The sequence below is a fragment of the Arsukibacterium sp. genome, assembly GCF_033721375.1.
GTDB lineage: Bacteria > Pseudomonadota > Gammaproteobacteria > Enterobacterales > Alteromonadaceae > Alishewanella.
This window is the reverse complement of record NZ_JAWWAP010000005.1, coordinates 39,784-61,627: the sequence shown is the minus strand read 5'-3', so window position 1 is coordinate 61,627 and position 21,844 is coordinate 39,784. Positions and strand designations below refer to the sequence as shown.

At 49.9% G+C, this 21,844-nt stretch carries 20 protein-coding genes; 7 read left to right on the top strand and 13 right to left on the bottom strand.

Annotation, left to right across the window (positions count from 1 at the left end):
• Positions 1-192 precede the first annotated feature (192 nt).
• From R3187_RS08840 to R3187_RS08830, 3 genes are read left to right on the top strand one after another with little or no spacing between them, the layout of a single operon-like run.
• The gene (locus R3187_RS08840) at positions 193-1,101 is read left to right on the top strand and encodes a MoxR family ATPase (protein WP_318966387.1); all 909 of its coding nucleotides are present in this window, start codon (positions 193-195) and stop codon (positions 1,099-1,101) included.
• Entirely contained in the window at positions 1,098-2,030 is a 933-nt protein-coding gene (locus R3187_RS08835; RefSeq protein ID WP_318966385.1) for a DUF58 domain-containing protein, read from the top strand. The genes R3187_RS08840 and R3187_RS08835 overlap by 4 nt, the downstream gene beginning before the upstream one ends.
• Positions 2,024-3,958: a DUF3488 and transglutaminase-like domain-containing protein gene (locus tag R3187_RS08830; RefSeq protein WP_318966384.1), complete on the top strand. Its 1,935-nt coding sequence runs from the start codon at positions 2,024-2,026 to the stop codon at positions 3,956-3,958. The genes R3187_RS08835 and R3187_RS08830 overlap by 7 nt, the downstream gene beginning before the upstream one ends.
• Before the next feature lie 33 nt (positions 3,959-3,991).
• Here the strand turns inward: R3187_RS08830 and R3187_RS08825 are convergent, their stop codons facing one another.
• Positions 3,992-4,228, bottom strand: a complete 237-nt coding sequence (locus tag R3187_RS08825) for a TIGR02647 family protein (RefSeq protein WP_318966382.1) — start codon at positions 4,226-4,228, stop codon at positions 3,992-3,994.
• 99 nt (positions 4,229-4,327) lie between these two features.
• Positions 4,328-5,413 (bottom strand): alanine--glyoxylate aminotransferase family protein, encoded by a 1,086-nt coding sequence (locus R3187_RS08820; RefSeq protein WP_318966786.1) that lies wholly within the window; start codon positions 5,411-5,413, stop codon positions 4,328-4,330.
• Positions 5,414-5,702: 289 nt separating this feature from the next.
• Between R3187_RS08820 and R3187_RS08815 the strand changes: the two genes are divergently transcribed.
• Positions 5,703-6,044, top strand: coding sequence for a zinc ribbon domain-containing protein YjdM (locus R3187_RS08815; protein ID WP_318966381.1), 342 nt, complete (start codon positions 5,703-5,705; stop codon positions 6,042-6,044).
• A 65-nt stretch (positions 6,045-6,109) separates the two neighbouring features.
• On the opposite strand, the gene htpX is transcribed toward R3187_RS08815, so the two are convergent.
• Positions 6,110-6,970: a protease HtpX gene (gene htpX / locus R3187_RS08810; RefSeq protein ID WP_318966380.1), complete on the bottom strand. Its 861-nt coding sequence runs from the start codon at positions 6,968-6,970 to the stop codon at positions 6,110-6,112.
• 167 nt (positions 6,971-7,137) lie between these two features.
• On the opposite strand from htpX, the gene pepE reads away from it, so the two are divergent.
• Complete coding sequence (gene pepE, locus R3187_RS08805; RefSeq protein WP_318966378.1) at positions 7,138-7,890, top strand: dipeptidase PepE; 753 nt, start codon at positions 7,138-7,140, stop codon at positions 7,888-7,890.
• A gap of 25 nt (positions 7,891-7,915) precedes the next feature.
• On the opposite strand, the gene bioD is transcribed toward pepE, so the two are convergent.
• Genes bioD through bioB form a run of 4 tightly spaced genes read right to left on the bottom strand, consistent with a single transcriptional unit; the run spans position 7,916 to position 11,622 of the window.
• Positions 7,916-8,596, bottom strand: coding sequence for a dethiobiotin synthase (bioD, locus tag R3187_RS08800; RefSeq protein WP_318966376.1), 681 nt, complete (start codon positions 8,594-8,596; stop codon positions 7,916-7,918).
• Positions 8,586-9,407 (bottom strand): malonyl-ACP O-methyltransferase BioC, encoded by an 822-nt coding sequence (gene bioC / locus R3187_RS08795; protein WP_318966375.1) that lies wholly within the window; start codon positions 9,405-9,407, stop codon positions 8,586-8,588. Before bioC ends, bioD begins: the two co-directional genes overlap by 11 nt.
• A complete protein-coding gene (gene bioF / locus R3187_RS08790; RefSeq protein WP_318966374.1) occupies positions 9,404-10,567 on the bottom strand; it encodes an 8-amino-7-oxononanoate synthase in 1,164 nt (387 codons plus the stop codon). The genes bioC and bioF overlap by 4 nt, the downstream gene beginning before the upstream one ends.
• A 2-nt stretch (positions 10,568-10,569) precedes the next feature.
• On the bottom strand, positions 10,570-11,622 hold the full coding sequence (gene bioB, locus R3187_RS08785; RefSeq protein WP_318966373.1) for a biotin synthase BioB: 1,053 nt from the start codon (positions 11,620-11,622) through the stop codon (positions 10,570-10,572).
• Positions 11,623-11,736: 114 nt separating this feature from the next.
• Between bioB and bioA the strand changes: the two genes are divergently transcribed.
• A complete protein-coding gene (gene bioA, locus R3187_RS08780; protein ID WP_318966372.1) occupies positions 11,737-13,011 on the top strand; it encodes an adenosylmethionine--8-amino-7-oxononanoate transaminase in 1,275 nt (424 codons plus the stop codon).
• A gap of 18 nt (positions 13,012-13,029) precedes the next feature.
• Here bioA and R3187_RS08775 read toward each other — a convergent pair whose 3' ends face one another.
• Positions 13,030-13,413 carry a hypothetical protein gene (locus R3187_RS08775; protein ID WP_318966371.1) on the bottom strand — a complete coding sequence of 128 codons (384 nt, stop codon included), beginning with the start codon at positions 13,411-13,413 and terminating at the stop codon, positions 13,030-13,032.
• Between the two features lie 103 nt (positions 13,414-13,516).
• On the opposite strand from R3187_RS08775, the gene asnS reads away from it, so the two are divergent.
• On the top strand, positions 13,517-14,917 hold the full coding sequence (gene asnS / locus R3187_RS08770) for an asparagine--tRNA ligase (RefSeq protein WP_318966370.1): 1,401 nt from the start codon (positions 13,517-13,519) through the stop codon (positions 14,915-14,917).
• Between the two features lie 81 nt (positions 14,918-14,998).
• On the opposite strand, the gene R3187_RS08765 is transcribed toward asnS, so the two are convergent.
• The 5 genes from R3187_RS08765 to R3187_RS08745 form a co-directional block, all read right to left on the bottom strand.
• Positions 14,999-15,556 carry an NAD(P)H nitroreductase gene (locus tag R3187_RS08765; RefSeq protein ID WP_318966369.1) on the bottom strand — a complete coding sequence of 186 codons (558 nt, stop codon included), beginning with the start codon at positions 15,554-15,556 and terminating at the stop codon, positions 14,999-15,001.
• A gap of 147 nt (positions 15,557-15,703) precedes the next feature.
• Complete coding sequence (locus tag R3187_RS08760) at positions 15,704-17,119, bottom strand: glycogen synthase (RefSeq protein ID WP_318966368.1); 1,416 nt, start codon at positions 17,117-17,119, stop codon at positions 15,704-15,706.
• Positions 17,120-17,138: 19 nt separating this feature from the next.
• A complete protein-coding gene (gene glgC / locus R3187_RS08755) occupies positions 17,139-18,377 on the bottom strand; it encodes a glucose-1-phosphate adenylyltransferase (RefSeq protein WP_318966367.1) in 1,239 nt (412 codons plus the stop codon).
• A gap of 279 nt (positions 18,378-18,656) precedes the next feature.
• The gene (locus R3187_RS08750; RefSeq protein ID WP_318966366.1) at positions 18,657-19,493 is read right to left on the bottom strand and encodes a hypothetical protein; all 837 of its coding nucleotides are present in this window, start codon (positions 19,491-19,493) and stop codon (positions 18,657-18,659) included.
• Positions 19,494-19,694: 201 nt separating this feature from the next.
• Positions 19,695-21,713, bottom strand: a complete 2,019-nt coding sequence (locus R3187_RS08745) for an NADPH-dependent 2,4-dienoyl-CoA reductase (RefSeq protein WP_318966365.1) — start codon at positions 21,711-21,713, stop codon at positions 19,695-19,697.
• Positions 21,714-21,844 lie beyond the last annotated feature (131 nt).

The window sequence follows — 21,844 nt, the reverse complement described above, 5'->3', positions numbered from 1 at the left end:
TCACCGCCAGTCATGTTAATAAGGCAGCTTCGGCTGCCTTATTCTTTTGTTGATCCCCTTATCAGAGCAGCTAGTATAGAGAACTGCTAGTATTAACAGTCGAAGCAAATTTTTTTGCGAAATGAACTTCATCCAATTCTACCCGGTTAAGTGGTTATGGCCGCCTGGAACGATCAGCAGTAAGGAGATGGCGTGTTAGCGCAATTACATCAAGTCGAACAAAGTCTTAACCAGGTTATACTTGGCAAACAACAGCAAATTAGGCTGGCACTGTGCTGCTTGCTGGCCGAAGGCCATTTATTACTGGAAGATCTGCCAGGATTAGGCAAAACCACCCTCGCCCATGCCTTAGCTAACAGCCTTGGTTTAAGTTACCGGCGGGTACAATTTACCAGTGATTTACTGCCCGCTGATTTAACCGGCATTAGCATTTATGATGCCCGGTCACAGCAATTTCATTTTCAAGCCGGCCCGGTGTTTTCTCAGGTGCTTCTGGCCGATGAAATTAACCGGGCCAGCCCGAAAACCCAAAGTGCATTATTAGAAGCAATGGAAGAGCGTCAGGTCACGACAGACGGTGAAACGCGTCCGTTGCCTAGTCCGTTTTTTGTAATAGCCACCCAGAATCCGCTGTTTCATGCCGGTACCTCGGCCCTGCCTGAGTCGCAACTGGATCGCTTTTTAATGCGGCTATCATTAGGTTTTCCGGAGCGTGCCGCCGAGCATCAGTTGCTGGTCGATGACAGCAAAGGGTCAAGGCTGCAATTTTTAACCCAGCAGCTGGACAGTCATACCCTTAAAAATCTGCAACACCAGCTAAGTGCCGTTAAAGTTACCGATGCGGTAATTGACTATCTGCTGAGCCTGGTTGATGCCAGCCGCAATCGCAATGATATGTTGCCGTTGTCGCCACGGGCCTCCAAAGCGTTACTGCGGGCCAGTAAAGCCCACGCCCTGCTGGCGGGCAGAGACTTTACCACTGCAGATGATGTACAGCAGGTGTTTCCATCGGTTGCCGAGCATCGGTTAGACCCGCGCTCAAGTGCTGCCAGCCACAGTCTGAGTCAGATCCTGCTGGAGCAAACTGATTGTCCGCTATGAACAACATCAGACACCAGTTCAGGAAATGGATTAATAATTGGCTGGATAATCGTCAGCCCAAAGCACGACAGGTTACTCTTACTCAGAAAATTATCTATATTCTGCCAAGCCGGTTTGGGCTCTGGTATATTTTTCTGCTGATTTTACTGTACCTGCTTGGCACTAATTATCAGAACAATCTAATTTTGTTAATGAGCTACATGCTGGTATCTGTGTTGCTGTTAGCGCTGGCGTTAGCCTGGCGTAATTTGCACGGGCTGACAGTAAGTTGTGCGCCGGTATTAAGTGCCTATGCTGAAGAAACCTTAATGGTACCCGTTACTGTGCAAAGCCATCAGCCCCGCCAGCAATTGCAATGCTATTTTAACAACAGGCTGTCAGCCGCCGTGTCTGACGATACCAGCGAGCCGCTGATGGTGCCTCTGTTAACTGAGCAGCGTGGTTTTCTGCCATTGCCCCGGCTTACCTTGCATAGTTATTATCCGTTTGGGTTGTTTAATTGCAAAAGTCTGCTGAACCTTGACTATCATTACTGGGTATTCCCCAAACCTCTGGCAACCGATACGGCAGTGGTAAGTGGCGACATCGCTGGCAGCAAACAAAGCAGCAGTGAAGATTACGACACTATCAGAAGCTATCAGGCCGGTGACAGTTTAAAACTGATGCACTGGAAACGGCTGGCCCGCGATCCCACTAACCCGGTTGTTAAGCATGCACCAAGCAGCCCGCAACCAGAACCAGACTGGATCAGCATCCCGCCAATCAGTGGCGCAGCGCTGGAAGTGGCATTGTCTAAAGCCTGTTACCTGATGTTGCATCTTGAGCAGCGCGGCAAGCATTATGGTTTACGGATTAAAGATAAAAGTATCAGCCCGTCCTGTGGCCAGCAACACCTTGAGCGCTGCCTGCGAGAGTTGGCGCTATGCTGATGTTATTAAACCGTCAGGCATTACTGTCGTTTTACGTTATTCTGGTCGCGGTTATCGTGTTGCTACATCAGGCGCTGCCTTTGTGGTACAGCGCCCTGCTACTGCTGTTATTGCTGTATCGATGGCCGTTGCAGCAAAACAGCAAAGTTAACAAACTAAAACGAATTAATATTATTGCCGCGCTTATTTTGCTGTTACTGCTTGTCAGTATCAGGCAAAGCGGTGTATTTCATTTCATGTTACAAATATTGCTGTTATCAGCGGCCAGCCGGCTGGTGCTGATCCGCCAGCGCCATGACAGCCATCAGTTGCTATGGGTATTATATTTTTTATTAGCCTGCTGCTTTATTTTTTATCAGAGCATTTTAACCAGTCTGCTTATTCTGGCGTTGTTACTGTTTACCTTGTACTGCCACTATCGGCTCTATGCCAGCAAGCAACATCAGCTGCAACTGCTGCAACTGACCAAAGCAGTTTTGATTACGTTACCAGTCTGGATTTCTTTATTTGTACTTTTCCCCCGGTTACAGCCGCTGTGGCGGATCCCGACTGCTGAAGCGGCGATAACCGGCCTGGCAGATACGCTTGACCCGGGCAGTATAGAAAATCTGGTCCAGAGCGACAAACTGGCTTTTCGGGCGATATTCAGTGATGCCATGCCGCCCAGGCAGCAATTATACTGGCGGGCCAAAGTATATGAAGATTTTGATGGCCGCAGCTGGACAGTTAATCCGCGGTTTGAGCGTCGGCAACCGGCACATCAGCAGTCAGAAAATAGTGATACCGGGCAGCTGCTAAGCTATCAGGTCATTGCTGAAGTCAGCAACCAGCGCAGTTTGTTTGCGCTGGGCCAACCGCTGGAATATTCCAGCTCAGTGCGTCCGGCTGCTGCGTATTTAGTTGAAGCCCGGCGACCGGTAAATCAACGCCTTAGTTATCAGTTAACCAGCGTATTAGCTGCAGTACCAGCAGATACGGCGCTGGAACAACAACTCAACAGCCGCACCAGCAATGCCAATCCGCAAACCAAAGCCCTGGCAGCAGAACTGGCAGGCCGCACCAGCTCCACTGCTGGATTAATCGAGCAAATCAGTGCGTTGTTTAGCCAGCAGCCTTTTTACTACAGCCTAAATCCGCCGCGACTGGGTGCTAATAGTGTCGATGCCTTCCTGTTTGATAGCCGAACCGGCTTTTGCAGTCATTACGCATCAGCAACTGCCGTGCTGCTGCGCGAGGCAGGCGTAGCCGCCAGAGTGGTGGGTGGTTATCAGGGCGGCGTCTGGCATCAAGAGCAACAATATCTGGAGGTACGGCAACGGGAAGCGCATGCCTGGGTAGAGTATTACGACAATGGCAGCTGGCAGCGTTATGACCCAACAGCGGTTATTGCACCTGAGCGGATCCTGGCCGGGCTGGATGCGGTACTTACTGCTGATGAGCAGGATCAATTGCAGGCAAACTGGCGGCGCTTTTCCGCCTTTAATTATCTGAGTCAGCAGCTGTTACATCTCGATTACTACTGGTCGGTCTGGATCCTGGGTTTTGATGAAAGCCAGCAGCATAATCTTTGGCAACAACTTAAAGCAGCCAGTAAATTGCTGGCCATTCTGGCAACGCTGTTGTTACTGGTACTACTGTTGTGGTGGTTTTTGCGATATCAGCGAAAGCCCGCCCCCTATGCCGCGCCGGTAATGCTAATTCAGCGTTACTTTGGCAAGCTGCTCAGTAATAAAACTGCCGGCCAGCATGTCAGTCAGTTTATTGTCAGTCTGAAAAACCACAATCCGGTGCATACTGGCATGCTTAATACAATAAACGATTTATATCAGCGAGCATTGTTTGCAGAGGACCCGCAAGCATTATTGCAGCTGGAGCAGTATTTAAAACAACATGCCACCAGCTTAAAAAAGCTTACCTGGCCCGATTAATCAGGCCAGGTAATGTTTAACGGCTAGCTCAGTTTAGCGGGGCGTTAAAATGCGCAAGGCAGTTTGGATATGCTCTGCACAATGCACGCCTAAATCGGTCAGATAGCCACCATCGCTTTGGGTCAGTAAGCCCTTCTGATGCAAGCGGGCAATCGCTGCCCGGGTTTCGCTATCAGCATCTTTATGTACTTTTAAGCCTTCCATCTGTGAATCGAGATTATATAAATTCAGAATTTTTATCTCAGCATTAAGCTCAGCTGTTACCGGCATAGCATACATCCTCTGTGTGAATAACCGTTTCAAGATAGCCCTAATCGATAAATATTGGCAGCCCTTTCTGCAAAAAATGCCGTATCCAACGTAAAAACATCAGCCCGATACTAGTTGTTCACTCAGGGCCTGAATACACAGTGCCACATTCTCGCGCCGGGCACCGTACCCCATTAGTCCTAAACGCCAGGCTTTGCCTGCCAGTTCGCCAAGACCAGCGCCAATTTCCAGATTATAGTCATTCAGTAAGGTAGCGCGAAGTGCGGCATCATCGACACCGGGCGGAATATAGACACTGTTTAATTGCGGTAGCCTGTAAGGTGCGGCTACCACAAACTCCAGTCCGAGCTTTGTTAAACCGTCAGCCAGTAGCTGATGCATAGCACGGTGGCGCTGCCACGCCTGCTCTAGCCCTTCAGATGCCAGCAGCCGCAAAGCTTCGTGTAAAGCATATAAACTGTTGACCGGTGCAGTGTGATGATAACTGCGCTTGCCCTGGCCGCTCCAGTAACCCATCACCAGGCTTTGATCTAAAAACCAGCTTTGTACCGGACTTTTGCGCTGCTGAATTTTAGTTACGGCGCGCGGTGAAAACGACACCGGAGATAAGCCCGGCACGCAGGACAAACATTTCTGGCTGCCGGAATAAATCGCATCAATGCCCCACTCATCAACGCGCAGCTCCACGCCGCCCAGTGATGTCACCGCATCGACGATAGACAGGCAATCATACTGCCTGGCCAACGCGCACAGGGTTTTAGCATCACTTAATGCCCCGGTTGAGGTTTCCGCATGCACGAATGCCAGAAAGCGGGCATCAGGGTGCTGCTGCAGCGCTTGCTCAACCAAGTCAGGGCTTACCGGCTCGCCCCAGGCATTGTCGACACATACCGCTATGCCACCACAGCGTTCTACATTTTGGCGCATCCGCTCACCGAACACGCCATTGCGACAAACAATGACTTTTTCGCCGGGTTCAACCAGATTAACAAAGCAGGTTTCCATGCCGGCAGAACCGGGTGCTGATACCGCTATTGTCATGGCATTTTTGGTCTGGAAAGCATACTGCAATAACTGTTTTAGTTCGTCCATCATGCCGACAAATAACGGATCCAGATGGCCTATTGTTGGCTTAGCCTGCGCAGCTAAAACCTGAGGATATACATCAGACGGACCAGGCCCCATTAATATACGTCGTGGTGGTAGAAATGCGGAAATAGCAGGTGGTTTTATCATGACAACTCCCAAGTATTATCAGCCATAAGATAACAGATTACTGGCTTCAGAACGTCAGTTCTGCACTAATAATCGCTATTCAACAGACAAATACCGGTCTGCAAGTATGCTGTCAGCGCCGTAAAACGTTGCGCACTCGCCAGACATTAACTTAATCTGCACCAGCATTACCAAAGAGGTTATAATGCGTTTTATCGCAATGACCTCGCAATACTTTTCCAAAACGTAGGAAGTTTTTATGTCTCTGATACCCGCCTGCCCCAAATGCCAATCGGTTTATACCTATGAAGATGGCGCCTTGCTGATGTGTCCAGAGTGCGGTCATGAATGGTCGGCCAGTGCCAATGAAACCAGTGACGTTAAGCAGATACGCGACAGTGCGGGCAATGTGCTGCAAGATGGTGATAGCGTTACTGTGATTAAAGATTTAAAAGTAAAAGGGTCCTCGTCTGTTGTCAAAATTGGCACCAAGGTAAAAAATATCAGGCTGGTCGAGGGTGATCATGATATTGATTGTAAAATCGAAGGCTTCGGTGCAATGAGTTTGAAGTCTGAATTTGTTAAAAAGGTTCAGGAATAATTTACGCATCAGCAAAGAGACCCCATTATCTGGGGCCTCCAACAACAAAGCGTTACCCGCGTCTATCAGAACTCGCGACGGCTGCGCAGCGCTTCAATCCGCTTTTCAAGGGGCGGATGAGTTAATAACAGCTCTGACTTCGGTTTTTTACCGGCAATACCAAACGCCATTAAACTGCCTTCCAACCGGCTTTCATGATTATGTTTCAGCCTCTCCAGCGCCGCGACCATTTTATCGGGCCCTTCCAGGCGGGCAGCACCGGCATCGGCCCGGTACTCACGCTGGCGCGAGAACCACATAACGATAATGCTGGCCAGAAAACCAAAGACAATTTCCAGCACGATAACGATACCAAAATACGCAAAGGTACCCAGTTGCTGGTTATTGTTGCGAATCGCTCCGGCGATCAGACGGGCAAAGAAAATAACAAAGGTATTCACCACGCCCTGGATCAACGTCAGGGTTACCATATCACCATTAGCGACATGAGAGACCTCATGCGCCAGTACTGCTTCCACTTCTTCCTGCTTCATATTACGCAGTAAACCCGTACTGACGGCCACCAGGGCGTCGTTCCGGTTCATGCCGGTAGCAAAGGCATTCATTTCCGGCGAATCATAAACGGCCACTTCCGGCATACCAATGCCGGCCTGTTTGGCCTGGCGGGCCACAGTAGTCATCAGCCATTGCTCGGTGGCATTACGAGGCTGGGTAATCACCACAGCACCGGTGGAGCGTTTCGCCATCCATTTCGACAACGCTAATGAGATAAAAGATCCACCAAAGCCAAAAATGGCTGCAAATACCAGCAGGCCACCGATACTGCTGTGATCAATCCCCAAAAAGCTGAAGACGATATTCAGCACAATACTCAGTACCAGAATTACCGCCAGGTTAGTTGCCAGAAACAGCAAAACTCTTTTCATATACCCATACCTCAGTGACTTAACTGCCTTTAATATATGGGCAGCAAACGTAATTTCAAATTAAGCAAACCGGAATTTTGTCAGCTAAAGTGTAAGAAAACATGTGTGACTGTGCGCTTTTCGCTACAATAGCTAACCGTTACAGCAGCTTAAAATCAGAGGTTCTTATGCAATTATTGTTACTCAGCAGCTCCCGGGCTCATAACAGCGACTATCTGGCACCTTATATGGCCTGGCTTAAAACACATTTGCACGGTATTGATGAGCTGTTATTTATTCCTTATGCCGGTGTTACCGTCAGCTATGATGATTATCTGCAACAGGTAGTCAGTGCTTTAGCGCCGCTATCGGTTAAAGTTAACAGCTTACATCAGTGCCAAAACCCACAACAAGCAATAGCCGACGCCCAGGCTATCACTGTTGGTGGCGGTAATACTTTTCAGCTACTTCATAAGTTATATCAACAGGATATCGTCCAACTTATCAGGCAACGCGTAACCAGTGGCGTACCCTATATTGGCTGGAGCGCGGGCTCCAATATCGCTGGCGCTACTATTCGTACCACCAATGATATGCCGATTGTAGAACCGGCCTCATTTGACGCCCTTAACCTGTTGCCATTGCAGTTAAACCCGCATTACAGCGACTATAAACCGGAAGGGTTTCACGGGGAAAACCGGGATATGCGTTTAGCTGAATTTATGCAGTTAAACCCGCAAACGCCGATTATTGCCCTGCCAGAAGGTACCGCCCTTAAATGCAATGGCGATGAGCTAACGTTACTGGGTAAAGATGGTGGTTATCTGTTTCAGGGCGGCGCTAAAAATGCGATTGCAGAGAACAGCGATTTATCTCATTTTTTAGATAACAACCCGCCAACATTAAAACGACGCGGAATAAACTACACAGAAAAACCTTAGTTAATCTTAGTTAATAAGGGGAAAGTTAGACTGAAGTCCTCAACAAATTCCTGGCTAAATTCAGACCTAACTGCGTTTGCTCTTCAGGGTTGTATGGTACTACGCCTAAACACGGCGCTGTAATCCGTTGCTGCAAGTCAGCAATATTCTGCTCTGCTAACGCCATATCAGGGTCAACACAATTGGCTACCCAGCCCACCAGCTGACAGCCACTGCGGGCAATTTCCCGCACCGTTAGCATGGCATGATTTAAACATCCCAGCTTCATGCCAACAACCAGTACAACCGGAAGCTGCTGTTGTGCTACCCAGTCGGCCAGATAACGCTGACGGTTAAGCGGCAACAACCAGCCACCGGCGCCTTCAATCAGCACCCATTGCAACGGCAACTGTTGCCAGTGCAGAAGCGCCTGATCAAGCTTCGCCTCACTTATTGGCAGCTGTTCGTTTATCGCGGCCAGATGCGGTGCCACTGCGGCCTGATAACAAATCGGGTTTATCAGCTGATATGGTAACGCGATACCAGAATGACGTTGCAGCAGTAACGCGTCACTGTTCTGGTTTTGCTGGTCAGCGCCCGCCGCTATTGGCTTTACGCCAACCGCCTTCTCAGAGAGCGCAGCCAAACCCTGTAACAGTAAACAACTGACAAAGGTTTTGCCGGCGTCAGTATCGGTGGCAGTAATAAACAACGATTTAACGGCCATGTTTTGCTCCGCGGATAAATAACACTTGATAAGTTGCCGGTATGCCCTGCTGGCAGCGATGTTGCTCATAAGCCGCCGCCAGTTTTTGCCAGTAACCTTTGCCGGTTAAGCCAGACGGGCGACGTCCGGCCACCTGGTTTGCACCCAGGGCTTTGAGCTCACGGGCTAAACTCTGCACATCAGGATAAAATAACCGGTAGCTGCGCTGCTCAAACTGCCAGCTTATATCGGCAAGGTTGCCGGTTGCAGCAATAAGCTGTTGCTCCGTTAAAAATGGCTGGATATGCGGGTGCTGATCAAGGGTGGCAAAGGCACCTTGCAACTCTGTTAACGTGCCTTGCACCAGGGTGCTGACAACCAGCTGGCCGCCAGGCGCCAGCACTCTGGCCATCTCGGATAATACCGCTGCGGGCTTTGGGCACCACTGCAACATTAAGCTGGAGAACAGCTTATCAAATTGCGCTGCAGCTAATGGCAATGCTGCGGCATCAGCCTGAATATAGTCAGTTGCCAGTTGCTGAGTACGCGCTTTGCTAAGCATGCCTTCACTCAGATCAACCGCAGTAAACGCAGCACAGTAACGGCTGAGCTCCGGGTGGATCCAACCCGGGCCGCAGCCAACGTCAAGTAAGCGCCCCGTAGCGTCGGTGGCGAGCAACTCCAGTGCATCTCTTGCTACCTGCTGCTGTAATCTGGCTGCCGCCAGATAGCTGTTACTGGCTTTACCAAAACTGGCAGCCACCTGCTTTAGAAATTGTGCCTCATCCTGCAGCTCAGGCAATACCGGCGTAACCAACGAAGAGGCCATCATACTGCCTGCCTTAAATGTTGCACCAGCAGCCTGATATCATCATCAGTATGCTGACTACTCAGGGTTATTCTTAAACGGGCACTACCCACAGGCACAGTGGGTGGCCGGATGGCGCTAAGCCAGATCCCGGCCTGTTTTAACTTTGTACTGGCGGTCAGCGCCCGCTCATTGCTGCCCAGTACCACACCCTGGATAGCCGTTTCAGACACCAGTAACGGCAAATCTGTCGCCAGCTGGCGAAATAACTCAATATTATGCTGCAGTTTGTCACGCCGCCAGTTGTCGTTGCGGCACAGCTCAATACTTTTCAGTACACCGGCGCACAGTGCCGGCGATAAGGCCGTACTGTAAATATAATGACGGCCAAATTGCTCCAGATAATCAATTACCGTGTTACTGGCCGCAATAAAGGCGCCGCTTGCGCCCAGTGCCTTACCAAAATTCGCCATCAGACAAAACAGCTCGCCAGAGGCAATACCTTGTGAAGCAGCGCTGCCCCGCCCCTCTGGCCCCAGCACGCCCAGGCCATGGGCATCATCCAGTAACAGTGGCGCGTCATATTGCCGGCATAAGCTAAGCAGCGCCGGCAAATCCGGGCTGTCGCCATCCATGCTAAACACGCCCTCGGTAACCACCATAGGTTGCTGCGCGCTTGGGGTTTGCTGCAGCAATAAACCGCTTAGCGCATTTAAATCGTTGTGGGCAAAGCGCTTAACGTCAGCTTTGCTATGGAGAGCGGCATCGATAAGTGAAGCGTGGCTGAGTTTATCCAGTAGCAGCAAGTCCTGTTTATCCGCCAGGGTTAACAGCATCGCCTGATTCGCCGCAAAACCGGATGAAAACAATAATGCCCGCTCAAAGCCCAGCCAGTCACACAGGGTGTCAGTTAATTGCTGATGCACTTTATGCTGACCGGTCACCAATGGTGAACCACTGCTGCCGGCGCCATAAGCTTTTGCCCCATCGGCAACAGCATGCAGCACTTCGGGTGCCTGTGCCAGCCCAAGATAATCATTGCCGGAAAAATTCAGATACTGCTTGTTACCGACCGTAATTAACCGGCCATTATAGCTATCTATGGTAACGGCTTGGCGTGATAACTGCTTTGCAGCACGCTCCTGAAGAGCATGCTGCAGCCGGCGTAATCTGGCTTGCGCCATATCTACTGCGCCGCGTGATAAAGCGGTGGGTTTGCCTGCTCATTAATGGCATCCGTTAATGCCAGCTGATGTGCTTCGTCTGATACATCAGCGCGTTGCTCCGGTTTAATGCCCAGTTTGGCAAACAGCTGCATATCTGCATTAGCTTCAGGATTATCCGTGGTCAGTAATTTGTCACCATAAAAAATCGAGTTTGCGCCGGCAAAGAAACACAGGGCCTGCATTTGCTCATTCATGCGGGAGCGCCCTGCAGACAAACGGACATGGCTTTGCGGCAACATAATGCGCGCCACGGCAATGGTGCGGATAAATTCAAAACCATCTAAATCATCGACATTTTCCAGCGGCGTGCCCTGCACTTTTACCAGCATATTAATCGGCACACTTTGCGGATGCTCCGGCAGGTTGGCCAGTTGCATCAGCAGCGCTGAGCGGTCATTGGCACTTTCGCCCATACCGACAATACCGCCACAACATACTTTCATGCCGGCGTCCCGCACGTGGCTGAGGGTATCCAGCCGGTCCTGATAAGTGCGGGTGGTAATAATTTCACCATAAAATTCCGGTGAGGTATCCAGGTTATGGTTATAGTAATCCAGTCCCGCCTGCGCCAGCGTCTTTGCCTGGCTGTTATCCAGCATCCCCAGCGTCATACAGGTTTCTAGTCCCATATCTTTTACGCCTTTGACCATTTCAATAATGTAAGGCATATCACGCTGTTTCGGGTTACTCCAGGCGGCGCCCATACAAAAGCGACTGGCGCCCTGCGCTTTGGCTGCAGCGGCCTGGGTTAATACCTTTTCAACTTCCAGCAGCCGCTCGCGCTCCAGTCCGGTATTATAATGGCCGCTTTGCGGACAATATTTACAGTCTTCAGCACAGGCGCCGGTTTTAATCGACAATAATGTGCTTATCTGTACCTCATTGGGGGTGAAAAACTGGCGATGGATGGTTTGCGCCTGAAACAGTAAATCGTTAAAAGGTAATGCATAAAGAGCATTTACCTCGGCAAGGGTCCAGTTATGACGAACCTGAGAAGTGGCAGCAGCTTGCATAAGGTGTATCCATTGTTGTTATGCGGTTTTTCGGCTAGTCTAACCGGCGGTTGTAACTTGTCAACGCTGACCACGACCAAAACTTTACCACTGGTTAATTTATGAGCATTAATTATGGCCGTTAATTTAGAATTTGATCGCGAGCATATCTGGCATCCTTATACCTCTATGCAAAATCCGCTGCCGGTATATCCGGTAAGCCGGGCTGAGGGCTGTGAGTTAATTCTGGAAAATGGCCAGCGACTGATTGATGGCACCTCGTCCTGGTGGGCCGCCGCTCACGGCTATAATCATCCGCTGTTAAACGACGCGGTAACAGCGCAGCTGCAGCAGATGGCGCATGTGATGTTTGGCGGTATTACTCATCAGCCAGCGGTCAGTTTATGTCAGCAGTTGATTGAAATAACGCCGGCGGCCTTAACCAAAGTATTCCTGGCTGACAGCGGCTCGGTAGCGGTAGAAGTGGCGATAAAAATGGCGCTGCAGTACTGGCTGGCAAGCACTACGCCTGAAAAAACCAGGTTAATCAGTCTGCGCAAGGGCTACCATGGCGATACCTTTGCCGCGATGGCCGTTTGTGACCCGGTTGATGGTATGCACGATATGTTTGCCGGCATTTTAAATCAGCATTATTTTCTGCCGCCGCCGCAAAGCAGCTTCGATTCAGCGTTTAATCCTTCGGATATGCTGCCTCTGGCGCAATTGCTTGCAAAGGAACATCAGCAGATAGCCGCCCTTATTCTGGAGCCGGTGGTTCAGGGGTATGGCGGTATGCGCTTTTATCATCCGGAATATTTACGCCAGGCTCGTATCTTATGCGATCAATATCAGGTACTGCTGATTGCCGATGAAATTGCCACCGGCTTTGGCCGGACCGGTAAATTATTTGCCTGCGAGCACGCCTCTGTCACGCCTGATATTATGTGCCTGGGCAAAGCATTAAGTGGTGGCTACATTACCCTGGCTGCTACCCTTTGCACCGATGAAGTAGCGCGGGGTATCAGCCAGAGCGCCGCCGGCGGTTTAATGCACGGCCCTACTTTTATGGCTAACCCGCTGGCCTGTGCGGTGGCCAATGCCAGCGTTAAGCTTATTCGTCAGAATAACTGGCCGGCCCAGGTAGCGTCGATTGAGCAGCAGCTAAAGCAGGAGCTTTCGCCTTGTCAGGCTCTGCCTGCAGTGAAAGATGTCAGGGTATTAGGCGCAATTGGCGTGTTGGAAATGCGGCAGAAAGTGGATGTGGCTAAGTTGCAGCAACAGTTTGTTGAGCTGGGTGTCTGGATCCGGCCATTTAATAACCTGATTTATATTATGCCGCCCTTTATTATCAGCAAAGTGCAACTCAGTAGCCTGACTGCGGCTATGTTCAAGGTTGCGTCTGCCAGCTGATAGCAGCTGACAGCAGCGTTAGCGTAGAATATAAAACAGCATGCCACTGGCACTTAACAGCAATAAAATGATATTAAAATGCAGATGATCACCGCGCCGTTTCAGGCGCATCCGGTTTAGCAGCAAACTGACAACACTGACTAAAACACAGCCCCACAGCAGATAAACTAACCAGAACGTTAAGCGGGGTTGCCAGTAGTCGCGAATATCCAGCCCCCAATAGCGCACCAGCCCCGAATCCATTTCCGGCCGGGCATAATGACTGATCACCAGCGCGGCAAAAAACAACAGCCAGGCGGCTATCGCCAGATACTTAAACGCCCGGCATAATAAATCAGGCCCTTCCCGGCGTTCAAATTCAGGCCCTCCCTTGTCTAACCCGGCTTTGTTATATGCTGTCATTTTTGGCTTCCTTCCAACTTTTACTTGTTTTCAGCTTCTGGCAAAGTATGATTACAGCTTTCATAAATATAGCCTAGTTATAACACCATCTGGAGTTTGTTGCATGACGCATGCCGTAGTTAAAGATGTGTTGGCCGGTAAGTACGACACCGGTTCACAGATCACCGTTAAAGGCTGGATCCGCACCCGCCGCGATTCCAAAGCCGGTATTTCTTTTTTAGCTGTGCATGATGGCAGCTGCTTTGATGCGGTGCAGGCCGTGGTACCGTCAGATCTGGCAAATTATGAAAATGAGATAAAGCGTTTAACCACCGCCTGTTCAGTTATCGTAAGTGGCACCGTGGCCCGCTCTGAAGGCCAGGGCCAGGCTTTTGAAATTCAGGCCCAAACCGTCACCGTAGTTGGCTGGGTGGAAAACCCCGATACCTACCCGATGGCACCAAAGCGCCACAGCATGGAATATCTGCGCGAGCATGCTCATCTGCGGCCCCGTACTAATGTTATGGGTGCCGTCACCCGGGTTCGTCACTGTTTAGCCCAGGCCGTGCACCGGTTTTTCCATGAACAGGGCTATTTCTGGATCAGTACTCCTATCATTACCGGCTCAGATACTGAGGGCGCCGGTGAAATGTTCCGGGTCAGTACCCTGGATATGGAAAACCTGCCACGCACTGATAAAGGCCAAGTAGATTACAGCGAAGATTTCTTTGGCAAGGAAACCTATCTGACCGTATCCGGCCAGTTAAACGGTGAAACGTACGCCTGCGCGATGTCCAAAATATATACCTTTGGCCCTACCTTCCGGGCTGAAAACTCCAATACCAGCCGCCACCTGGCGGAGTTCTGGATGATTGAACCGGAAGTCGCCTTTGCCGAGCTGAAAGATATCGCCCAGCTGGCTGAAGATATGCTGAAATATGTCTGTAAAGCCGTGCTGACTGAGCGCGCCGACGATATGGCGTTTTTTGCCGAGCGGATTGACCCGACTGCCGTTAGCCGGTTGCAAAAGCTGGTTGACTCGTCTTTTGTGCGGATGGATTACACTGATGCCATTGAGATTTTAAAAACCTGTGGCAAGAGCTTCCAGTATCCGGTGGAATGGGGTGTCGATTTGCAGTCTGAACACGAGCGGTACCTGGCAGAAGAGCATGTTGGCGCGCCGATTATTATGCAAAACTACCCGAAAGACATTAAAGCGTTTTATATGCGCTTAAATGACGACGGTAAAACGGTGGCCGCAATGGACGTACTGGCACCGGGTATTGGCGAAATTATTGGTGGCAGCCAGCGCGAAGAGCGGCTGGAGCAGTTCGATAAGCGCCTCGATGAAATGGGCCTGAATAAAGAAGACTACAGCTGGTATCGCGATCTGCGCCGTTATGGCACTGTGCCTCATGCCGGCTTTGGCCTGGGTTTTGAGCGCCTGGTTTCCTATGTTACCGGCGTCGGCAATGTGCGCGATGTTATTGCCTTCCCACGTACCCCTGGCAACGCTGAGTTTTAATAAACTGTTGCTGCTGTAAAACAAAACCCGCCAATGGCGGGTTTGTTTTTTATTACGTTGTCGTTTTACTGCTGGCTGCTATTAAAAGTAACTAAAAAACGCCTCCGGATCCGGATCATTACGCGCCGGTGCATTATTTGCTGCAGTTCCTAAATATAAAAAACCAACAATTTCATCGTCTTCACCGACATCAAGAGATTGCTTGACGAAATCCTGCTGTGCATAGCTGCCGGTACGCCAGATCCCGCCAAACCCCTGGGCAAAGGCGGCCTGCTGCATGGCCATCACCGCACAGGCAGCAGATTGCACCTGCTCATGAGCCGGTACTTTTGGATGCTCCGTTACTTTGGCAATACAAACAATCACCATCGGAGCCCGCAGCGGCAACTGCCTGGCACGCTCGTGCATTTCCGGGGAAATACCGGGTGCATCTTCAATGGCGGCCTCGGCAAATACGTCTCCAAGGCGGTTTAATGCCTCTTTCCCGGTAACAATAACAAAACGCCACGGACGTAAACCGCCATGATCCGGCACTTTCAGCGCCGCTTTTTTGATAAGCGCCAGTGCTTCGCCCTCAGGCGCCGGCTCGGTTAAACGCGGCGTGGAGTATCGTGTTGTTAATAATGTCAACGCATCCATAACTTAACCTCAGTAAACAACTCAGTAGACGTTTCAGTAATTATTCTGACCAACAGGCTAGCAAAGATTATCGACAATGCCCACGACAAACTAATAGCACCAGGGCTGTTTGCTCAGCCGCTGGCCATATCGCTTAAAATAGCGCCATCAGTTGGCTTGAACAGCTCCTATCGCCTGTTGATACAACGCCAGATAATGGTCAGTGGCCTCTTCCCAGCCAAAGCTCTGCGCCATAGCATGTTGCTGAACGGCCTGATACTTTTGCTTATCCTGATATAATGCCAGCGCCTGGCGTAATGCCTGCTGCAAGGCATCAACCGTTGGTTCAGCAAAACCAATGCCGGTAGCCTTTGGATCAGGCCAGGGGATCACCGTATCTTTTAAACCGCCGGTTAACCGCACCAGTGGCAAGCTGCCATAACGTAAGCTGTAAAGCTGATTTAAACCACAAGGTTCAAATAAACTTGGCATCAGAAAAAAGTCGCCCGCCGCTTCAACCTGATGGGCCAGTTGCTCATTAAAACCTTCAATAAAACGGAATTTGTCGGGAAAAGCCACCGTTAGCTGATGTAACTGCTGACAATAGTGTGCTTCGCCACTGCCAACTACGATAACCTGCAGCGGGTAATTAGCCAGCAGATGCCTAAGGGCCGGGATCAGTATATCGTAACCTTTCTGGCCGGTTACCCGGCTAACGGCAACCATTAACGGTACGCCGGCTTCGGCTAACTGGTACTGCTGCTGCAGCTGCCGTTTACACGTTGCTTTACCCGTTAAATCAGCAGCATCATAGTTTGCCGGCAAAGCTGTGTCGGTTGCCGGGTTCCACAGCTGGTAATCACAGCCATTTAAAATGCCGCTGAAATCATCCTGACGCTGCTGATACCAAGCTGCCAGGCCATTAGCTGCAGGTTCCGTTAATAACTCGTCCCGGTAACCCTGGCTGACAGTATTAATTTTCGTCGCATACTGCAGCGCTATCTGTAAAAAGTTAACGCTGTTGCCATGCAAGGGTAAATCGAGCTGCGTAGCCCAATCTGGCGAAGATTGCTGCTGATACGCGCCATTATGAATGGTAAATACAAAAGGTGTTGTCGCAAGCTCTGGGTGGTGCCGGTAGTGGTTCGCCAGATAAAACGCGGCCGGTGCAGTTTGCCAGTCGTGACCATGCAGCACATCAAATGCCGGCTGAGTGGTGCACCACTGTAGTACGGCTCTACAGAAAAACGCAAAGCGCAGCGGGTTATCCGGATAGCCCTGCGCGCCATCATCATAAGGCCGGACTCTGGCATAAAAATCATGATGCTCTACCAGATACACGGTTACCCCGGCAATCTCAGTCTGGCGCACTGCGCAGCCAAAGCTATGGCCACCAAGGTCAACAAATACTGACTGTTCGCCGCGGGTTGGCACCTGATAAAGCGAACCGTATCTGGGTATGATCACACTAACCTGATGGCCTGCCGCCAGTAAACTGCTGGCCAGGCCACGGCAGGCATCCGCCAGCCCGCCGGTTTTTATCAGGCCCTCATATTCACTACAAATAAACAGAATACGCAACACAAAATCCTTAGCTATTTACTCAGACGTCATCAAAACCAATCTTGGCCCCTTTCGGGATCACGACCACCCCACCGGGTGAGATATGAAAGCGGGCTTTATCCTGTACCGGATCTTCGCCGATAATGGTGCCCGGGGCAATTTTCACGTCTTTATCAATAATCGCCCGGCGAATCCGACAGCCACGACCAATGTCGTTATTACCCATCAGTACACACTTTTCAATATAGCTGTGGCTGTGCACATGGACGTTGTAACCGAGGATAGACTGATAGACGATAGCCCCACTGACAATACAGCCCGAGGCTACCATAGAGCTTATCGCCTGGCCGGTACGGTTAGTTTCATCATGGACGAACTTAGCCGGTGGCATTGGCGGTGTGTAGCTGCGTAGCGGCCAGTAGCGGTTATAGACATCAAACGGCGGGTTTATCGAGATTAAGTCCATATTGGCTTCATAGTAAGAATCTATGGTGCCGACATCGCGCCAATAGCCGGCACTGCTTTCCGACTCGCCGCGAATACGGTTGCTGGAAAAGTCATAGACAAAGACTTCGCCCTGCGGATACAACCCGGGAATGATATTATGGCCAAAGTCATGTTTTGAGCCATCTTGTTTAGCATCTTCTTCCAGCACATTAACCAGACAACGAGCTTCAAAAATATAATTGCCCATCGACGCCAGTACAAAATCGGGCCGGCCCGGTATAGTTTTCGGATTGCTTTTCGGTTTTTCTTCAAAGCCAATCATTTTGCCGTGTTCATCAACCTCGATAACGCCAAACTCATGGGCCTGACTGACCGGTACCGGTATCGCCGCCACGGTAAGCTTGGCTTTATTATGACGGTGAAAATCGAGCATTTGCCGCACGTCCATCTTATAAATATGGTCGCCACCAAATACACAAACGTGCTCCGGATCCAGGCCTTCAATTAAATGCAGGTTCTGATAAATGGCATCAGCAGTGCCTAAATACCAGTGTTTACCGGTTTGCATCTGCGCCGGTATCGGGTCGATAAAGCGGTTGGTTAAGCCACTTACCCGCCAGGCGCGGCCTAAGTGCTTCATTAGCGAGTGCGATTTAAACTGAGTAATCACAAAAATCTGCAACAAGTCAGAATTTACAAAGTTGTTTAAAACAAAATCGACAATCCGATAATTTCCGCCAAATGGCACGGCCGGTTTAGCGCGAATGCCGGTAAGCGGCGCCAGACGGGTCCCCTCGCCCCCGGCCAGTACCATGGTTAACACACCTGACATAAAGACTCCCTGTATTGACTTTGTATTTTATATATCTAATACCACGATAGCAGCATTAACAAATAAAGCACCAGAAAAGTGACTTGCCAATAGCAAAATCAGACTTAAGTCGATGTTCTTTCGCCATACCGTGGTCAGCAACAGATTTTAACGGCGGGAAACGAAAATTGGGTTACAGCAGGATCACAAAACAAAACCGCACCAAATTATTGGACAGGGATAGTACAACCACGGGCAAAGTATAACCAAGACACTGCGTTATGTTCTCGATTTAATAGTTTAGCCTTTTGTACTTGTTGCCCCGCTATCTGTTCCCGATTCAGCTTCTAAGCTCGGAGCTTCGACTTCACTAGTGATTTTGCTATCCATTTTATTTTTGGCTGCGTCTTCCGTTAACTGAACATTTGTTTCAGAGCTGATGAAAGGGGCTGGCGCAATAGGCATGATAACAGCGACATTGGCATGCGGAATAACTTTTACCTGTTGCTGAAAATATACAAACAGATAACTGCTGGTCCGGGCAATAACCTGTACCTGATCGTACTGCAGCGTTTTCGCTGCATCCTGCACTGGGTATATTAAGCTGACATGAAACTTCGGTTGTTTGTCATTTTTAATACTTTCAGCAAGCTTTGTAGACTCCTCTTTGGCTGCATTGTATAAAAACAACAGCGGAATGAGCACGAAAATCAAATTATACCGTTGAAATTGGACCGGGTTATAGTATTTTTCTGACCATATTGCATACCTGCGTATGCGCCGCCTTAAGTAACGATCTAACGCAAACAGCACCACAAAGAACACCAGCCAGCCAATAACATTAAGTAAAATCCATGGATGGGTTAATGCGGCCAGAATAAAGTCTGTTAATTCCAGGTAAGGCAAAATGCTGAAGTCAAAAAGGGCAAATAATCGGTAGGAAAACAACATACCCAATATACTGCAAAGTAAATAACCAACGGTTAGTATCATACTGGGATGGCGCATCATAAAATCATTAAACCGGCGTAACATTGAATCTAATTGCGCATCGTATAACTCGCCGCGCAAAGTAGCTGATGCAACTGGTGTCGAATCGTCCAGTTCTGTGGCCGTGTTCTTCTGCAATGTTGTCACCTTTTAACCTCCTGTTAAAACTCTGACTATCATCAGACATTATTTTCTGTAAGTAGACAAGTGTTCAGGAAAAAAGCAGCCTAATCGACGTATAAAAAGCGAAGTTACTAAACAACGTTACTAAAGGCAAAAAGCCGCACCAGATGGATGCGGCTGTTAGTGCCGGTTGTTTACGCTTACGTCCGTGCCTGGAAAAAAGGGTTAAATTCTCGCCGCCAGCTGTGCGCCCTGGCGGATAGCGCGTTTGGCGTCGAGCTCAGCTGCGACATCGGCGCCGCCAATCAGATGATTGGTAATGCCACGCTCAGTTAAGCCTTGTTGTAACTCCCGCAGCGGCACCTGACCGGCGCAGATAATAACATTATCGACATCCAGACAACGCTCTTCACCGCCAATTTCCAGCCACAGGCCATTATCGTCTACCCGCAGATAATTAACGCCGCCCATCGACTCGACACCTTTGTTTTTCAACGACGCCCGGTGAGTCCAGCCAGTAGTTTTACCCAGGCCGGCGCCCACTTTGCTGGTTTTACGCTGCATTAAATAAATTTTGCGCTGGGCAGGCACAGGCAGGCTATCAGGCAATAAGGCGCCACGACCGGCGTAAGTTTTATCCACGCCCCACTCTTTTAGCCAGGCGTCGGGCTGCAGAGTTAACGAATGCTCTTCGGTCAGGTACTCTGCCACATCAAAGCCGATACCACCGGCACCAATGATAGCAACATTTTTCCCCACCGCTTTATGATCGCGCAATACATCTAAGTAACTGAGTACTTTCGGGTGATCCTGGCCTGGCAAGGCAATATCACGCGGCAACACGCCGGTTGCCAGGATCACTTCATCAAAGCCAGCCTCTGCCAGGCTCTCTGCGGTTTGGACAGAATTTAAATGCAGCTTTATCGCATGCAGTTCAATCATTTTGCCAAAATAACGCAGCGTTTCATGAAACTCTTCTTTGCCCGGAATTTGTTTGGCGTAGTTAAACTGGCCACCGATTTGATGCGATTTATCAAATAAATGCACCTCGTGGCCACGCTGCGCGGCATACACACTAAAGGCTAATCCAGCAGGGCCGGCACCGACCACCGCCAGTTTTTTCGGCGTTGCGGCAGCGGTAAAATTAAGCTCGGTTTCATAACAGGCTCTGGGGTTAACCAGACAACTGGCCCTTTTGTTCTGAAACACATGATCCAGACACGCCTGATTACAGGCAATACAGGTATTAATTAAGTCGGCGTTATCAGCAGCGGCTTTATTAACAAAATCGGCATCGGCTAAAAACGGCCGTGCCATACACACCATATCGGCCTGACCGTTGGCCAGAATATCTTCAGCCACCTGTGGATCATTAATCCGGTTAGTCGCGATAACCGGAATACTCAGCTCTTTTCTAACCCGCTCAGTAATCCAGCTAAAGGCGGCGCGGGGTACCCGGGTGGTTATGGTCGGCACCCTTGCCTCATGCCAGCCAATGCCGGTGTTGATTAAGGTGGCACCGGCTTCGGCGACGGCCTTGCCCAGTTCAACAACTTCATCAAAGGTATTACCGTCTTCGACTAAGTCAAGCATCGACAAGCGGTAAATAATAATAAAATCTTTGCCACATTGTTCACGCACCGCTTTTACTGTTTCAATGGCAAAGCGGCTGCGATTGGCAAAACTACCGCCCCACTCATCCTGGCGCCGGTTAGTACGCTGACAAATAAACTGATTAATTAAATAACCTTCAGAGCCCATTACCTCAACGCCGTCGTAACCGGCTTTTTTTGCCAGCTTCGCGGCATAGGCGAAGTCTTTAATGGTGCTGGTGACTTGCCGTTTTGACATCTCAGCAGGCTTAAACGGAGTAATGGGCGATTTAATTTTGCTTGGCGCCACGTTAAACGGATGATAACCGTAGCGGCCGGCATGCAGCAGCTGCAAACAGATTTTGGCATCATGCTGATGCACCGCCGCAGTTACCTGACAATGTTTTTTAACCTGCCACCAGTGGCTGAGCTGGCTGCCAAACGGCACCAAATTACCGCGAAAGTTCGGGCTGATACCACCGGTAATAATCAGGCCCACGCCGCCTTTAGCGCGCTCAGCGTAAAAAGCCGCCAGCTTGGCGAAGCCATTCTTCTCCTCTTCCAGGCCGGTATGCATCGAGCCCATAATGACGCGGTTTTTCAGCGTCGTAAAACCTAAATCCAGTGGTTGTAATAATCGTTGGTATGCCACTGCAGCCTCTCTGGTCGTACCTGTTAAATAGGAAGAATGTAGCTGCTTTGGCTGCTGATAGCAAGAGTTAAACATTTACTTACAAATTCAATTTAGTCTTTACGGCTAAATTGGTTAGCATAGCAGTGATA

Excerpts from the sequence above, each read along its gene's own strand:
- asnS (WP_318966370.1), top strand. The coding sequence starts at position 13,517 with ATGACGCATGCCGTAGTTAAAGATGTGTTGGCCGGTAAGTACGACACC.
- pepE (WP_318966378.1), top strand. The coding sequence starts at position 7,138 with ATGCAATTATTGTTACTCAGCAGCTCCCGGGCTCATAACAGCGACTAT.
- bioA (WP_318966372.1), top strand. The coding sequence starts at position 11,737 with ATGGCCGTTAATTTAGAATTTGATCGCGAGCATATCTGGCATCCTTAT.
- R3187_RS08820 (WP_318966786.1), bottom strand. The coding sequence starts at position 5,413 with ATGGGGCCTGGTCCGTCTGATGTATATCCTCAGGTTTTAGCTGCGCAG.
- R3187_RS08830 (WP_318966384.1), top strand. The coding sequence starts at position 2,024 with ATGCTGATGTTATTAAACCGTCAGGCATTACTGTCGTTTTACGTTATT.
- bioD (WP_318966376.1), bottom strand. The coding sequence starts at position 8,596 with ATGGCCGTTAAATCGTTGTTTATTACTGCCACCGATACTGACGCCGGC.
- bioB (WP_318966373.1), bottom strand. The coding sequence starts at position 11,622 with ATGCAAGCTGCTGCCACTTCTCAGGTTCGTCATAACTGGACCCTTGCC.
- bioF (WP_318966374.1), bottom strand. The coding sequence starts at position 10,567 with ATGGCGCAAGCCAGATTACGCCGGCTGCAGCATGCTCTTCAGGAGCGT.
- R3187_RS08825 (WP_318966382.1), bottom strand. The coding sequence starts at position 4,228 with ATGCCGGTAACAGCTGAGCTTAATGCTGAGATAAAAATTCTGAATTTA.
- R3187_RS08775 (WP_318966371.1), bottom strand. The coding sequence starts at position 13,413 with ATGACAGCATATAACAAAGCCGGGTTAGACAAGGGAGGGCCTGAATTT.
- htpX (WP_318966380.1), bottom strand. The coding sequence starts at position 6,970 with ATGAAAAGAGTTTTGCTGTTTCTGGCAACTAACCTGGCGGTAATTCTG.
- bioC (WP_318966375.1), bottom strand. The coding sequence starts at position 9,407 with ATGATGGCCTCTTCGTTGGTTACGCCGGTATTGCCTGAGCTGCAGGAT.
- R3187_RS08765 (WP_318966369.1), bottom strand. The coding sequence starts at position 15,556 with ATGGATGCGTTGACATTATTAACAACACGATACTCCACGCCGCGTTTA.
- R3187_RS08835 (WP_318966385.1), top strand. The coding sequence starts at position 1,098 with ATGAACAACATCAGACACCAGTTCAGGAAATGGATTAATAATTGGCTG.
- R3187_RS08815 (WP_318966381.1), top strand. The coding sequence starts at position 5,703 with ATGTCTCTGATACCCGCCTGCCCCAAATGCCAATCGGTTTATACCTAT.
- glgC (WP_318966367.1), bottom strand. The coding sequence starts at position 18,377 with ATGTCAGGTGTGTTAACCATGGTACTGGCCGGGGGCGAGGGGACCCGT.